Origin of the sequence: Streptomyces sp. CBMA156, assembly GCF_014596515.1 — a bacterium.
Lineage (GTDB): Bacteria > Actinomycetota > Actinomycetes > Streptomycetales > Streptomycetaceae > Kitasatospora.
In genome coordinates, this window is record NZ_MSJQ01000212.1 from 1 (window position 1) to 15,754 (window position 15,754).

Here is a 15,754-nt window from a genome sequence, read left to right on the forward strand (position 1 = left end):
CAGCCGCAGCAGGTCCGCGGGCGCGACGCCGAGGCGGCCACCGCGGACCTGCTGCGGCTGGTCTACGGCGACCCGGACGGCCTGAGCCCGACGGCCAGGGCCCAGGCGGTGGCCGAGTACCGGCGCCGGCTGGAGGTGCCGCACGCGATGCGGGCGCTGGCCGGCTCGGCCCGCGGCATCGTCTCGGCGTACACCGAGCGCGGCGACCAGGCGCTGTGGCGGCAGGCCGAGCAGGTCGGGGCGCCGGTGCTGCTGGTGTACGGGCTGCGCGACAAGCTGGTCTCCTACCGTTCGGCCCGCCGGGCCTGCGCGGCCTTCGCGGACGCCCGGCTGCTGGTGCTGCCGGAGTCCGGGCACGTGGCGATGATGGAGCACCCCGACGCGGTCGCCCGGGCGGTGCGGGAGCTGATCGGGGACGCGGCGGGCCGGGAGGGCACCGCCGACCGGAACGGCACGACGGGCTGAGCACCGGCGCCACGGCGGGCTCGCGCGGGCGGCCGCGCATACCGCCCGGCAACGGCCCGGTGGTGGTGGAGGTCACGGCGGTTCACTCGATCAGGTGGCAGGCAGGCATGTGACCGATGGATCGGCCCGGGCCGGTCCTACCTTTCTGCTGTCGGACCGAACAGGTGTGGGGGAGCCGCGGCCGCCGGAGGAACCGGAGTGCGGTCGCGGCCGAGGGACCCAGGCGGGCCGGGCCCGGCCCACCGGAGCGGGCGCCCGGGGAACGGAACGCGGGGCGTCCGCGACCGGGCCGCCGGAGGGCCGCCCGGAGGCACCGCGACCCCCGCCGGGGCCGACCGGACCCCCCGTCCGACCGTCCCCGCCGTCGTTCGGGGGCGCCCCGGACGACCGCAGGGGCCGCCCGGAAATCCGTCGATCCGACCGCGATCCCGCCCAGCGAATCCGCTCTGCCCTGGAGGTCTCCCGTGCGCGTTGCCCTGCTCACCGAGGGTGTCCGTCCGCATGCCGGGCGTGCCGGCGGAGGCCGGTGCGACCGGCCGGCTACGGGCGCAGGAACGCTTCGCCGTGGAGCCGGTGGCCGGCGTCTTCCGGGCGATCCACCTGGGACCGGTCTCGCAGTACCCGGCCTTCCCCGGGGGCGGGGGCGGCGGCGAGGCCGGCCCGGTGCCGCGCCCGTTCGCCCGCCCCGCCGAGTACCGGCCGGCTCGCACCGCTGAGCGCCGTCCGTACGGTCCGTCCGGGCTGTCCGTCCGTGCCGTCCGTCCGTGCTGTCGATCCACCCGGGATCCGCTGGGTGATCCCCGCTCTCGTCCCGTTCGTTGAATTCAGTCCGCCAGGTCGTCCCCGACCTCGCTTCGTGGAAGGACGCCCCCGATGAGGGTGCTGCTGCTGGGCGCCGACGGCTTCATCGGCCGCCGGGTCACCGATCGTCTGCTGATGGACCAGGAGTTGCAGGTGACGGTGCTCGGCCGGCGCGACTCGGCCGACATCCGCTTCGACCTGACCACGGGGAGCCCGGGCGCGCTGGCCCGGTTCCTGGACGCGGTCGCGCCGCAGGTGGTGATCAACTGCGCGGGCGCCACCTACGGCAGCTCGCGCACCCTGATCCGGTCGAACACGCTGGCCGTCGCGACCGTCTGCGAGGCCATCCGGCGCAGCCGGGAGCCGGCCAGGCTGGTGCACGTCGGCTCGGCCGCCGAGTACGGTCCGGTGCCCGGCGGGGTGCCGGTGTCCGAGCAGGCCGAGCCGCGCCCGGTCGGCCCGTACGGAGTGTCCAAGCTGGCCGGGACGGAGCTGGTGCTGGCCTCCGGGCTGGACGCGGCCGTGCTGCGGGTGTTCGACGTGGTGGGCCCCGGGGCGCCGACCGCCTCGCTGTTCGGGCGGCTGGCCGAAGGCCTGCGGCGGGCGCTGGAGCGGGACGAGAGCCAGGTGCGGATGCCCGACCTGTCCGGATACCGGGATTTCGTGGACGTGCGGGACGTCGCGCGGGCCATCCAGGCGGCCGCGGTGTCGGCCGCCACCGGGGTGATCAACGTCGGCAGCGGGCACGCCGTCCGGGCCAGGGACGCGGCCCAGCTGCTGGTGCGGGCCTCGGGCTTCGAGGGCTCCATCGTCGAGGAGAACCGGCAGGTCCTGCTGCCCGCGCAGCTCGCCGGGGCGGGCAGCGACCACCTGCCGGGCCATCACCAGCCCGGCCATCACCAGCCGGGCCACCACCAGCCCGGCCAGCACCTGCCGGGGCACCGGCCCGAGGGACACCGGCCGGAGGGCAGGGCCGTGCCGGGCGAGCCGGTGCCGTGGCGGCAGGCGGACGTGCGCACCGCCAGGGACCGTCTCGGATGGCGGACGCAGGTGCCGCTGGAGGAGTCGCTCGGCGACGTCTGGCTGGAGACGGCCTGCCGGGTGTGAGCGCGCCGCGCGGAGTCCCGGGCCCGTCAACCACGGGCTCGGGGCGCTTTCCCCGGCCGCGCCGCCGGTTCCACGATCCGATGCCGCTCGTCTCGCCCACCGGACGAGCTGTCTCGGAATAGTGGAGGGGCGTGACACTGTTGGCCTAGAGAGCCACCCAGTGGCGGAGCAACAACCCCACGCCGAGGTTGGCCCTGGCCACCCGAACACGACCCATCGGAGTCCCCGTGTCGTTGCCACCCCTGGTCGAGCCGGCCGACGAGCTCACCGTTGACGAGGTCCGCCGGTACTCCCGCCACCTGATCATCCCGGACGTGGGAATGGCGGGGCAGAAGCGGCTGAAGAACGCCAAGGTGCTGTGCGTCGGTGCCGGTGGTCTGGGCTCGCCGGCCCTGCTCTACCTGGCCGCCGCCGGTGTCGGCACGCTGGGCATCGTCGAGTTCGACGTGGTCGACGAGTCGAACCTCCAGCGCCAGGTGATCCACGGCCAGTCGGACATCGGCCGCTCCAAGGCGGAGTCGGCGCGCGACTCCGTCAAGGAGATCAACCCGTACGTCAACGTGGTGCTGCACGAGGACCGCCTCGACAACTCCAACGTCATGGAGATCTTCTCCGGCTACGACCTGATCGTGGACGGCACCGACAACTTCGCCACCCGCTACCTGGTGAACGACGCCGCGGTGCTGCTCGGCAAGCCGTACGTGTGGGGCTCGATCTACCGCTTCGACGGCCAGGCCAGCGTGTTCTGGGCCGAGCACGGCCCCTGCTACCGCTGCCTCTACCCGGAGGCCCCGCCGCCGGGCATGGTCCCCTCCTGCGCCGAGGGCGGCGTGCTGGGCGTGCTGTGCGCGTCCATCGGCTCGATCCAGGTCAACGAGGCGATCAAGCTGCTGGCCGGCATCGGCGACCCGCTGCTCGGCCGGCTGATGATCTACGACGCCCTGGAGATGAACTACCGCCAGGTGAAGGTCCGCAAGGACCCGAACTGCGCCGTGTGCGGTGAGAACCCGACGGTCACCGAGCTGATCGACTACGAGGCCTTCTGCGGCGTCGTGTCGGAGGAGGCGCAGGCCGCCGCCGCCGGTTCGACCATCACCTCGCACCAGCTCAAGCAGTGGCAGGACGACAAGGAGGACATCTACCTCATCGACGTCCGCGAGCCCGGCGAGTACGAGATCGTCAACATCCCCGGCGCGGTGCTGATCCCGAAGAACGAGTTCCTGATGGGCGACGCGCTGGAGAAGCTGCCGCAGGACAGGAAGATCGTCCTGCACTGCAAGTCGGGCGTGCGCTCGGCCGAGGTGCTGGCCGTGGTCAAGGCCGCCGGCTTCGGCAACGCCGTCCACCTGGGTGGCGGCGTGCTCGGCTGGATCAACCAGATCGAGCCGCACAAGCCGGTCTACTGACCGACCCGCACGTGGAAGGGCCCGCCGTCCGGCGGGCCCTTTCCCGTTGCCCGGGTGCCGGGTGCCGGGGCCTTCCTGCGTCGAGCCGGGGTCAGAGGGCCTTCTTGCGCTGGAGCACGTTGTAGGCGATCCAGCCCGGCAGCACCGGCAGCCAGAAGGTGAGTGCCCGGTAGAGGAAGACCGCCGGGGTGGCGATGGTGGGGGAGACGTCCGCGACGGTCAGGGCGCCGATCAGGGCGACCTCGACCGGGCCGATGCCGCCGGGGGTGGGGATCGCCGAGCCGGCCGCGTTGGCGGTCAGGAAGACCACCGCGACGGCCGAGAAGCTGACGTCGCCGCCGAAGGCCTGCACCGAGAAGTCCAGGCAGGCGGTGAAGGAGAGGGTCAGCAGCAGGATGCCGCCGAAGCCGGTGACCAGCTTGCTGGGCGTCTGCATCAGGTCGAGCATCCGCGGCACCACGCCGAAGAACAGCGAGCGCAGCCGGCCCAGCACGAACCGGCGCAGCGGCGCGACGGCGGCCACCACCAGGGCGAGCACGGCGGCGGTCAGCACGCCGATGATCACCGCGCGGGAGGCGGAGAGGTCGCCGTTGGTCTGGCTGCCGGTGATCAGGCCGAAGCTGAACAGCAGCAATAGGTGCCCGGTCAGGCCCGCCAGCTGGGAGGCGCCGACCGAGGCGACCGCCTGGCCGGACCGGATGCCGGCCTTCTGGAGGTAGCGGGTGTTGAGCGCGATGCCGCCGATCGCGGCGGGGGCGACCAGTTTGACGAAGGAGCCGGCCAGCTGGGCGGCGACGGTGCGCCGGAACGGCAGCCGCTCGGGCACGAAGCCGGTCAGGCTCATCGCCGCGGCGACGTAGCTGAAGGCGGCGGCGAGCAGGGCGGCCGCGGCCCAGGCCCAGTTCATCTGGGAGAGCTTGAGCTGGGCCGGCTTGATGGTGGTCAGGGCCAGGTAGGCGGCGAAGGTGAGCGCGATCACCATGATCAGGCTCTTCGGCTTCAGCCGTTCCAGCTTGGCCGGGGCCATCGGGGCCTCGGGGGCGATCTGGAGGATCTGGCCGCGGATGCGGCTCAGCAGGTCCTCGCCGGCCGCCGCGATGTCCTCCTCGGCCTGTTCCTGGGTGCGCTCGCCGGCCGCGACCTGCTCCAGCGCCCTGGCCCGGGCGGCGGTCTTGCGCTCCTTGGTGAGCTTGGCGAGGTCGACCCTGGTGGAGCGGCTCATCCCGACCGGCTGGAGCAGCGGCAGCGCCTGCGCCACCCGCTCGGCGCCGAGCACCGCGTTGGCGACGGCGACGGTGCGCTCCGGGCCGATCCGCAGCGCGAAGGTGGTGAGCAGCTGGGCGACGTCGATCCGCAGGGTCAGGTCGGTGGCGGCGATGTCGCCGCCGGAGAGGTTGACCAGGCATCCGGTCCGCTCGTCCACCACCAGCAGCGACTCGCCGGTCAGCCGGCGGTGGGCGATCCGGCGCTCGTGCAGGGCGGCCACCGACTGCCAGACCGAGGCCATCACCGGGTCGGTGACCTCCTCGTCGGCCAGCTCGTCCAGGGTGCGGCCCTCGACGTTCTCGTACACCAGGATCGCGGCGTCCGGGCCCAGCTCGGAGGTGGCGACCAGCTGCGGTGCGAGGGCACCGGAGGCGGCCGCCGCGTACGCGATCAGGGCCTCCTGCTCCAGCGCCTGGCGCAGCGACTGGGGGCTGCGGCGCACCGCGACCGAGCGCAGCCGCAGCCGCCGCCAGGCCCGGTAGAAGAAGCCGGAGGCCTGCTGCTCGCGGTCGATGATGTGCACGTCCAGCGGGGGGCCGCCCTGCTGGGTGACCTGGTAGCGGCGGGTGCCGCCGGGGGCGTCGGGGGTGCGCACGGCGCCGGCCGGGGTGAAGCCGACCTTGCGCAGGCCGATCATCAGGTGCTGGCCGGTGGGCCGGATGTTGGGGGAGCCGATCGCGTACAGCGTGCCGTAGGCGACGGACCAGCCGATCAGCACGGTGAGCAGCAGCGACAGCGGGGTGGTGTAGCCGCCGAGCAGCTCGGTGACCCCGCTGAAGACCACCACCACCCACAGGGCGACCCGCCAGCGCGGTCTGCTCGACATGCCGACGGCGGTCATGTAGGCGATCACCGGGGCGAGGTAGCCGTGCACCGGGTCGGTGAGGGTGCCGTTGCTGTCCAGCGGCAGCCTGGTCAGCGCGTCCCTGATGTGTTCGGAGGCGCCTTCGGCCACCCACCAGTCGATGCCGAGCGAGACGCCGTACGCGAGCACCGAGGCGAGCACACCGTCGGCGACCCGCAGGCCGTCGCGTTTGATCAGCCGCTCGACGGCGAAGGCCAGCGGCACGGCGAGGACCGTGACGCTGGACACCAGGCCGGTGATGGTGGAGAGCACCGCGGAGAAGTGCGGCGCGTTGGAGGCGATGTCCTGCTCGATGCCGGTGGTGGTCGAGGTGGCGATGCCGGCCAGGACGAAGACGGCGACGATGCCGAGGACGCCGGCCAGGAAGCGGATCAGGTCGGACGGGCGGTGCGCGCGGGCGGCGAGCAGCGGCTCGTCGACGTCCAGGTGGGGGGCGTCGTCCAGCGGGTCGGGCTCGTGGAGCCGGGGGGTTTCGGACTGCGGGTCCTCGGACTGCGAGGTCTCGGGCTCCGGGGGCCGGGTCGTCTCGGCCGCGGGCGGCCCGGGCTGTTCGGGGGTCCTCGTGGGCGTGGGGGTCTTGATCGTCCGGTCCTTGATCAGGGAGACTTTCGGCGTCGGCCCCGGTTCGGGGCGGCCTTCGTTCCCGCCGCCGGGCGCCGGGGGCACCGCGGCAGCGGACTCGTCGGAGTCCTTGTCCACGCCCACGTCAGCCGTCCCGGTCATCTGGTCTTGTCCTCGTATCACCACTCACCGCCCCGGAAGATGGTGGCATGCCCCGGCCCCCCGTGCGGGACAGGGGCCGGATCGGGCGCGGCGGATCGTACGTACGGGGCCGCGGGCGCGCCCCCGTAGGGAAGGATGCCGCAGGTGACGGACGCAACAGACGATGGCCCTCCCGGCACCCTCCCGCCGTTCGCCGAACTGGTGCTCGACCTGACCGAGCGGATTCCACCCGGTCGGGTGATGACCTACGGCGACGTCGCCGAGTACCTGGGCCAGGGCGGCCCCCGGCAGGTCGGCCGGGTGATGGCCCTGTACGGCGGCTCGGTGCCCTGGTGGCGGGTGATCCGCGCGGACGGCCGGCTGCTGCCCGGGCACGAACACCGCGCCCTCGACCACTACGGCGACGAGGGCACCCCGCTGCGCGAACTCGCCGACCCGCCCCGGGTCGACCTCCGGCGGGCCCGCTGGGACGGCGAGCCGATCCGGTAGGCCCCGTCCGGCCGATCGGTGCCACCCGGACGGGATTGACGGGGCAGGACCGTAGGCTCGATACGGGCGGGCCCGACGGGTCCGCCCCCGCCGTGCCCCAGCCCGACCCCAGGATCAGCAACGTGAGTGAGCGAAGCGAGCGAGCCGTCGACAGGCGCGCGAGCTCCCCCTACCGGCTCGTGCGCAGCCCGCTCGTCCAGCCCGGCCCACCCGTGCTGGACGTCTACCAGCGCGCCGTGGTCGAGCACGCCGGCGGGCCGCTGCTGGTGCTGGCCGGTCCCGGCACCGGCAAGACCACGACGCTGGTCGAGGCGGTCGCCCGGCGGATCGAGGACGGCACCGACCCCGAGAAGATCCTCGTCCTCACCTTCAGCCGCAAGGCCGCGACGGAACTGCGGGACCGGATGTCCGGCCGGCTCGGGACCGCCGCCGCCCCGCAGGCCACCACCTTCCACTCCTTCTGCTACGCCCTGCTGCGCGCCCACCAGGACCCGGAGGACTACGCCGAGCCGCTGCGGCTGCTCTCCGGCCCCGAGCAGGACGTCATGGTCCGCGAACTGCTGGCCGGCGGCGCCGAGGACGCCAGGCTCGGCAGCACCCGCATCCAGTGGCCGCTGGACCTGCGGGCCTGCCTGACCACCCGCGGCTTCGCCGACGAGGTCCGCGCCGTCCTCGCCCGCAGCCGCGAACTCGGCCTCGGCGAGGCCGAGCTGGAGCGCTTCGCCCGGGGCGTCCAGCGCCCCGACTGGGCCGCCGCCGCGCACTTCCTGGCCGACTACCTCGACGTGCTCGACCTGCGCGGCGTCCTCGACTACGCCGAACTCGTCCACCGCGCGGTGCTGCTCGCCGAACGCCCCGAGATCGGGGCGCAGCTGCGGCGGCGCTACGAGGTCGTCTTCGTCGACGAGTACCAGGACACCGACCCCTCCCAGGTCCGGCTGCTGCGCCAGCTGGCCGGCGGTGGACGCGACCTGGTCGCGGTCGGCGACCCCGACCAGTCGATCTACGCCTTCCGCGGCGCGGACATCAACGGCATCCTCGACTTCCCGCAGACCTTCCTGCGGGCCGACGGCAGCCCCGCCGAGGTCAAAGTGCTGCGGGTCTCCCGGCGCTCCGGCGCCGTGCTGCTCGCCGCCTCCAGGGAGATCGCCCGCCGGATGCCGATGGGCCGGCTGCCCGCCGACAAGCTCGCCCAGCACCGCGCCCTGCTGCCCTCCCGCGAGGGCGGCAAGGTCGAGGTCTACACCTACCCGACCCCCGGCGCCGAACTCGACTCGATCGCCGACCTGCTGCGCCGCGCCCACCTGGAGGACGGCGTGCCCTGGGGCGAGATGGCCGTGCTGGTCCGGGCCGGCGCCCGCTCCATCCCCGGCGTGCGGCGGGCGCTCGGCGCGGCCGGCGTCCCGCTGGAGATCGACGGCGACGACCTGCCGCTGCGCGAGGAGCCGGCCGTCGCCCAGCTGCTGCTCGCCCTGCGGGTCTGCGCCCAGCAGGCGTCGCAGCAGGCCGCCCGGGACAGGCAGGGCGACCGGGACACCACTGGCCCGGACGTCACCGACCCGGACGCACCCGACCCGGAAGCCACTGACCCGCTCACCGCCGATCCGCTCACCACCGACCTGGCACACGCCCTGCTCACCGGCCCGCTCGGCGGCCTGGACGGCTCCGACCTGCGCCGCCTCGGCCGCGCCCTGCGCGAGGAGGAACGCGCCGCGCTGCGCGCCGACGGCCGCCCCGCCACCGCCCCGCGCCCGGCCGGCGAGCTGATCCGCGAAGCCCTCGCCGAACCCGAGTGCCTCGTCGCCCTCGACCCCGCGTACGCCCGCCGCGCCCGCGACCTCGGCACCCTGCTGCGCAAGGTCCGCGAACTGCTGGCCGGCGGCTGCACCGCCGAGGAGGCGCTGTGGGAGCTGTGGGACGGCAGCCGCCGCTGGCGCGAGCGCCTGGAGCGGTCCGCCCTGCGCGGCGGCGCGGCCGGCCGCAACGCCGACCGCGACCTGGACGCCCTGTGCGCGCTGTTCGAGACGGCCGCCCGGGCCGAGGAACAGGTCACCGGCCACCGCAGCGCCCTCGACCTGCTCGCCGAACTCGAAGCCCAGGACATCGCCGCCGACACCCTCACCGTCCGGACCGTACGCCCCGAGGCGGTGCGGCTGATGACCGCCCACCGCTCCAAGGGCCTGGAGTGGCGCCTGGTCGTGGTGGCCGGCGTCCAGGACGGCCTCTGGCCCGACCTGCGCCGCCGCGGCTCCCTGCTGGAGGCCGACCGGATCGGCCGCGACGGCCTCGCCGAACCGCTCTCCCCCGGCGCGCTGCTCGGCGAGGAACGCCGGCTCTTCTACGTCGCCGCGACCCGCGCCAAGGAGCGGCTGATCGTCACCGCCGTCAAGGCCCCCGCCGACGACGGCGACGAACCCTCCCGCTTCCTGCGCGAGCTCTACCGCGAGGACGTCGACCCCAGGACCGGAAGGGTGGTCCGCCGCACCCCGCCGGTCACCGTCGAGGACGTCACCCACCGCCCGCGCCGCCCGCTGTCGGTCGCCGCGCTGGTCGCCGAACTGCGCGCGGTCACCGTCGACCCGGCCCGCTCGCCGGAACTGCGCCGCGCCGCCGCCGAACGGCTCGCCACCCTTGCCGCCGCCGCCGACGAGGACGGGCTGCCGCTGGTGCCCGCCGCCCACCCCGAGCGCTGGTGGGGCCTGGACGACCCGACCTCCGCCCCCGAACCGCTGCGCAGCGCCGACGTGCCCGTCCGGCTGTCCGGCAGCGGCCTGGAGCAGCTGGAGAGCTGCTCCCTCCAGTGGTTCCTGGACAAGGAGGTCAAGGCGCGCGGCGCGGGCTCGGCCGCCCAGGGCTTCGGCAACGTGGTGCACGCCCTCGCCGACGAGGTCGGCTCCGGCCGCACCCCCGCCGACCTCGCCGTGCTCATGGAGCGGCTGGACACCGTCTGGGACGCGCTGGCCTTCGACGCGCCCTGGAAGTCCCAGCAGGAGAAGACCGAGGCACGCGCCGCCCTGGAGCGCTTCCTCAACTGGCACGTCCTGCAACGCGGCCGGGACCTGGTCGCCACCGAGCACGGCTTCGACGTCACCCTCGACGTCGGCGGCGTCTCGGTGCGCATCCGCGGCTCGATGGACCGGGTGGAGAAGGACGCCGCCGGGCGCGCCTACGTGGTCGACTTCAAGACCGGCAAGCAGATACCCACCGACAAGTCGCTGCCCGACCACAAGCAGCTCGCCGTCTACCAGCTCGCCGTCCGGGCCGGCGCGCTGAACGAACTGCCCGGCTTCACCGAGCACCCGCCGGACACCGGCGGCGCCGAACTCGTCCACCTGCGCGAGCCCGCCGCCAAGGCCGCCCAGGACGCACCCAGGATCCAGCGGCAGGAGCCGCCCGAGGGCGAGCCGTGGATCGAGAACCTGCTCGCCGAGGCGGCGGGGAAGGTCCTCGCCGAGCGCTTCGTCCCGCAGACCGGCGGCGGCTGCGACCGCTGCTCCTTCCGCCGCAGCTGCTCCGCCCAGCGCGACGGCGCCCAGCTGGTCGAGTGACGGTGCCCGGAGCGCACGGGTGACGGGGCCCGAAGCGGTCGAGTGACGGTGCCCGAGCCGGTCGGCCGTCTGCGCCCGAAGCGGTCGGATGAGGATTGTCCGCCACTCCGGTTACGGTTGCGGAGTGACCGCCGTGCTCAGCCATCCCGACCAGCTCAAGGAGCTGCTGGGGATCCCGTTCAACCGGGAGCAGATGGCGGCCGTCGGCGCCCCCCTGGAACCGGCCGTGATCGTGGCCGGCGCCGGCTCCGGCAAGACCACCGTGATGGCCGCCCGGGTGGTCTGGCTGGTCGGCTCCGGCGCGGTGCGGCCCGAGGAGGTGCTCGGCCTCACCTTCACCAACAAGGCCGCCGGGGAGCTCTCCGAGCGGGTGCGTGCCTCCCTCCTGAGGGCCGGGGCCGTCGACCGGGACGCCGCCGAGCCGCTCGGCGACCCGGAGATCTCCACCTACCACGCCTTCGCCGGCCGCCTCCTCAAGGAACACGGCCTGCGGATCGGCATCGAACCGGACGTCCGGCTGCTCGCCGACGCCACCCGCTTCCAGCTCGCCGCCAAGGTGCTGCGCACCGCCCGCGGCCCGTTCCCCGCGCTCACCGGCACCTTCGCCAACCTGGTCGCCGACCTGACCGCCCTGGACGGCGAACTCGCCGAGCACCTGGTCGAGCCGCAGACCCTGCGCGAGTTCGACGAACGGCTGCTGGACACCCTCGCCACCGTCAAGCTGACCAACGACGACCTGCGGGCCGTCCCGGCCACCGCCAGGGCCCGGCTGGAACTGCTGCGCCTGGTCGAGGACTACCGGCGCCGCAAGCGCTCCGCCGGGTTGATGGACTTCGGCGACCAGATCGCCGCCGCCGCCCGCCTGGCCCAGCAGCGCCCGGAGGTCGGCGAACTGCTGCGCGGCCAGTTCAAGGTGGTGCTGCTCGACGAGTACCAGGACACCTCGGTCGCCCAGCGGCTGATGCTCGCCGGACTCTTCGGCGCCGGCCCCGACGGCACCGGCAGCGGCCACCCGGTGACCGCCGTCGGTGATCCCTGCCAGGCGATCTACGGCTGGCGCGGCGCCTCGGTGGCCAACCTCGACGAGTTCCCCCGGCACTTCCCGAAGGCCGACGGCCGGCCCGCCGGCCGCTACGCGCTCAGCGAGAACCGCCGCAGCGGCGGCCGGCTGCTCGCCTTCGCCAACGTGCTCGCCGCCCCGCTGCGCGAGATGCACGAGGGCGTCGAGGCGCTGCGCCCCGCCCCCGGCGCCGAGCAGGACGGCTTCGTCCGGGCGGCGCTGCTGCCCACCCACGCCGAGGAGATCGACTGGCTGGCCGACTCGATCGCCCACCTGGTGCGCACCGGCACCGCGCCGGGCCGGATCGCCGTGCTGTGCCGCGGCGGCGCCGCCTTCCCCGACATCCACGCCGCGCTGGTCGCCCGCGAGGTGCCGGTCGAGGTGGTGGGCCTCGGCGGGCTGCTGCAACTGCCCGAGGTAGCCGATCTGGTGGCGGTCTGCGAGGTGTTGCAGGACCCGACCGCCAACGCCGCGCTGGTGCGGCTCCTGATCGGCCCGCGCTGGCGGATCGGCCCGCGCGACCTCGCGCTGCTCGGCCGCAGGGCCGCCGAACTCGTGCGCACCGACCGGGCCGAGGGCGTCGAGGCGCTGGCCGCCGCGGTCGCCGAGGCCGACCCGACCGAGGTGGTGTCGCTGGCCGACGCGGTGGAGACCTTCCTCGACGGCGACCAGCCGGACGAGCTGCCGTTCTCCGCCGAGGCGCGGGTGCGCTTCGCCCGGCTCGCCGCCGAGCTGCGCGAGCTGCGCCGCTCACTCGCCGACCCGCTGATGGACGTGCTGCACCGGGTGCTGTCCGTCACCGGCCTGGAGGTCGAACTCACGGCCTCCCCGCAGGCCCTGGCCGCCCGGCGGCGGGAGACCCTGCACGCCTTCCTGGACGTCGCCGCCTCCTTCTCCGATCTCGACGGCGACCCCGGCCTGGCCGCCTTCCTCGGCTTCCTGCGCGCCGCCCAGCAGTACGAGCGCGGCCTGGACAGCAGCCTGCCCGGCGGCGAGGACACCGTGAAGGTGCTCACCGCGCACAAGTCCAAGGGCCTGGAGTGGGACGTGGTGGCCGTCCCCGGCCTGGTACGGGGCGCGTTTCCTTCGTCGAGCCCGCGCGAACGCTGGACGAGCACCAAGCGCGTGCTCCCGCACGCCCTGCGCGGGGACGCGGACACCCTCCCGGACGTGCGCGGGGAGTGGAACGGGAAGTCGATGACGGCGTTCAGGAAGGCGCTGGCCGACCACTCCGGCGTCGAGGAACTGCGGCTGGGCTACGTGGCGTTCACCCGGCCCAGGTCGCTGCTGCTGGCCTCCGGGCACTGGTGGGGGCCGAGCCAGAAGACCGCCCGCGGTCCGTCCGCCTTCCTGGAGCAGCTGCGCGAGCACTGCGAGCGGCCCGGCGCGGGCGAGATCGAGCGCTGGGCCGAGCAGCCGGAGAAGGGGGCCGAGAACCCGGCGCTGGCGTCCCCCGTCGAGCGCCCCTGGCCGCTGCCGCTGGACCCGGCCGCCCAGCACGCCCGCCGCCGGGTCGCCGAGGTGGTGCGCCGCCGGCTCGCCGGAACTCCGGCGGGCCCTCCGGCCCAGGGCGGCGAGGCCGGGCCGACGGCCCCCGGTTCGGCGGTTCCCGGGCCCGAGTCGATGGCCCCCGGGTCGGCGGCTCCCGGATCGACGGCCCCCGAGCCCGAGCCGATGGCCCCCGAGGACCAGCGCCAGGTGGCCTCCTGGGACCGCGATCTGACCGCGCTGCTGGGCGAGTTGGAGCGATCCCGGCGCACCGGGCGCGAGGTGCCGCTGCCCGCCGCGCTGTCCGCCACCCAGCTGCTGCGGCTGGCCGCCGACCCGGACGGCTTCGCCCACGACCTGGCCCGCCCGATGCCGCGCCCCCCGCAGCCCGCGGCCCGGCGCGGCACCCGCTTCCACGCCTGGGTGCAGTCCAGGATCGAGCCGCTGCTGCTGATCGAACCGGGCGCGCTGCCCGGCGCCGACGACGACGGCATCGAGGACGAGCAGGACCTGGAGCGGCTCAAGGAGGCGTTCCTGCGCACCCCGTACGCGCAGCGCAAGCCCCACCGGGTGGAGGTGCCGTTCCAGCTGGTGCTGGCGGGCCGGGTGGTGCGGGGCCGGATCGACGCCGTCTACCGGGAAGATGACGCGTTGTCGGAATCCGGTGGTGCGTCACGCTACGAAGTGGTGGACTGGAAGACCCACCGGGAGGAGACCGCCGACCCGTTGCAGCTCGCGGTCTACCGGCTGGCCTGGGCCGAGCACGCGGGCGTGGATCCCGAGCAGGTCGCGGCTTCGTTCCTGTACGTCCGCAGTGGCCGGATCGTCCGTCCCGCAGGACTTCCCGACCGAAAAGAGTTGGAACGGCTCCTGATCGGGAACAGTGACTATTGAGTCACGCAGAGCATCCAAGTCATCATGCCAGTGCCCGAAACCTGTGCGTCGTGCACGTTTCGCGCCTATTGTGGGGTCGGTAACCGGTCAACCCCCGAACTCCGGCCGCCAGCGAGGCCCGCATTCCCTACCCTCAGTCATCACCGCAGGTGCCCCCGGCATCGGCGTCTTCTGCTGGAGAAACCGAAGTTGAGCGCGACCGGATGGATCAGAGAGCGGTTCGCCGGGCCGACCCAGGGGCCCGCTCCGCGCGCGACCGGCACCTGGCCGAGGACGGCGCTGTCGCTGCCGTTCATCGGCATGGTGCTGATCGTCGCCCTCGACTACCTCAGTGGCACCGAGGTGACGGTCGAACCGGCCCTCACCGCCGTGCCCGCGCTGGCCGCCGTGGTCAGCCGCCGAACCTGGTACCCGCTCGCCATCGGCCTCGGCACCGAGGCCGCGGCCTTCCTGATGGCCATCCGCAGTGACACGCTCGGCGAGTCCGTGCACGCCGCCAGTGTCTTCGCGATCCTGCTCGTGGCCACGATCGGCTGGGTCAGCGCCACCCTGAGGCTGCGCCAGGAACGGGCGCTGGCCGACGCCCAGCTGGTCGCCTCGATCGCCCGCCGGGTGCTGCTGAGGCCCGTCCCCGAGCGGGTCGGCACCGTCCGGACCGCCGTCCACTACGAGGCCGCCGCCGCGCACGCCCGGATCGGCGGCGACCTCTACGAAGTGGTCAACACCCGCCACGGGGTGCGGGCCGTGGTCGGCGACGTGCGCGGCAAGGGCCTCGGCGCGGTGGAGACGGCCGCCGCCGTGCTCGGCGCCTTCCGCGAGGCCGCCCACCAGGAGCCCGCCCTCGACCGGGTGGCGGGCTGGCTGGCCGTCAGCCTCGACCGCGCCCTGCACGAGAACGACCACCCGGGCGTGGAGGAGGAGTTCGTCACCCTGGTGCTGATCGGCGTCGGCCCCGACGGCGCCGCGGAGATCGTCAACTGCGGCCACCCCGCCCCGCTGCTGCTGCGCGGCGAGGAGGTCCACCCGCTCGAACTCGCCGAGACCGTACCGCCGCTGGGCGTCCTCGATCCGGCCGACGTCCGCCCGCCGGTGCACCGGGTGCTGCTCCAGGGCGAGGACCGGGTGCTGCTGTTCACCGACGGGGTGATCGAGGCCCGCGACCGCGCGGGCGTCTTCTACCCGCTCGCCGAGCGCTTCCCGCGCTGCGCCGCCGGCCGCCCGGCCGAGGTCCTGCAGCGCCTGCACGAGGACGTGGTGCGCCACGTCGGACGCCAGCTCGGCGACGACGCGGCCATGCTGCTGCTCCAGTTCGACCCCCCGCCCGCCCTCGGGCCGGGGGACCCGCACGCGGTGGGGGTCCACCTCCCGCAGCAGGCCGGGGTCCTGACCCGCCGGTAGGCGGCTGCCGGGCACCGCTACAGGGACACCTCGACCAGCAGCGGGCGGTGGTCCGACACCGTCGCCCGCGGCGCCGCCGTCGGGCCGACCGCCGTGCGCGGCACGCCGATCGCCAGCACGTGGTCGAACTGCACCGCGGGCCGGTGCGAGGGGTAGGTCGGCGTGCGCGCCAGGTCGTACCAGCCCTGGAGACGGGCACGCGGCTCGCGCACCCGGCGCCGGCGCGGCTCGGCCAGGGCCGGAC

The 15,754-nt window shown here is 74.6% G+C and carries 8 protein-coding genes and 1 pseudogene; 7 read left to right on the forward strand and 2 right to left on the reverse strand.

Annotated features, from left to right (window positions below):
- From BU198_RS17430 to moeZ, 3 genes are all read left to right on the forward strand, one after another.
- Positions 1 to 465 (forward strand): alpha/beta fold hydrolase (locus tag BU198_RS17430; RefSeq protein ID WP_188297776.1); only part of this gene is annotated, 465 nt, incomplete at its 5' end.
- An 873-nt stretch (positions 466 to 1,338) separates the two neighbouring features.
- Positions 1,339 to 2,373 (forward strand): NAD-dependent epimerase/dehydratase family protein, encoded by a 1,035-nt coding sequence (locus BU198_RS17435; protein WP_188297777.1) that lies wholly within the window; start codon positions 1,339 to 1,341, stop codon positions 2,371 to 2,373.
- A 227-nt stretch (positions 2,374 to 2,600) separates the two neighbouring features.
- A complete protein-coding gene (gene moeZ / locus BU198_RS17440) occupies positions 2,601 to 3,779 on the forward strand; it encodes an adenylyltransferase/sulfurtransferase MoeZ (RefSeq protein ID WP_188297778.1) in 1,179 nt (392 codons plus the stop codon).
- A gap of 91 nt (positions 3,780 to 3,870) precedes the next feature.
- Here the strand turns inward: moeZ and BU198_RS17445 are convergent, their stop codons facing one another.
- Positions 3,871 to 6,633, reverse strand: a complete 2,763-nt coding sequence (locus BU198_RS17445) for a lysylphosphatidylglycerol synthase transmembrane domain-containing protein (protein WP_223244536.1) — start codon at positions 6,631 to 6,633, stop codon at positions 3,871 to 3,873.
- A gap of 135 nt (positions 6,634 to 6,768) precedes the next feature.
- On the opposite strand from BU198_RS17445, the gene BU198_RS17450 reads away from it, so the two are divergent.
- The 4 genes from BU198_RS17450 to BU198_RS17465 all read left to right on the forward strand — a co-directional run bounded on the left by BU198_RS17450 (position 6,769) and on the right by BU198_RS17465 (position 15,510).
- Positions 6,769 to 7,122 carry an MGMT family protein gene (locus BU198_RS17450; protein WP_188297779.1) on the forward strand — a complete coding sequence of 118 codons (354 nt, stop codon included), beginning with the start codon at positions 6,769 to 6,771 and terminating at the stop codon, positions 7,120 to 7,122.
- Between the two features lie 113 nt (positions 7,123 to 7,235).
- Entirely contained in the window at positions 7,236 to 10,670 is a 3,435-nt protein-coding gene (locus tag BU198_RS17455) for an ATP-dependent DNA helicase (protein ID WP_188297783.1), read from the forward strand.
- A 124-nt stretch (positions 10,671 to 10,794) separates the two neighbouring features.
- A complete protein-coding gene (locus tag BU198_RS17460; protein ID WP_188297780.1) occupies positions 10,795 to 14,112 on the forward strand; it encodes a UvrD-helicase domain-containing protein in 3,318 nt (1,105 codons plus the stop codon).
- Positions 14,113 to 14,301: 189 nt separating this feature from the next.
- Entirely contained in the window at positions 14,302 to 15,510 is a 1,209-nt protein-coding gene (locus tag BU198_RS17465; protein WP_188297781.1) for a PP2C family protein-serine/threonine phosphatase, read from the forward strand.
- Between the two features lie 17 nt (positions 15,511 to 15,527).
- Here the strand turns inward: BU198_RS17465 and BU198_RS17470 are convergent.
- Positions 15,528 to 15,754: pseudogene (locus BU198_RS17470) on the reverse strand (hypothetical protein); the annotation flags it as partial.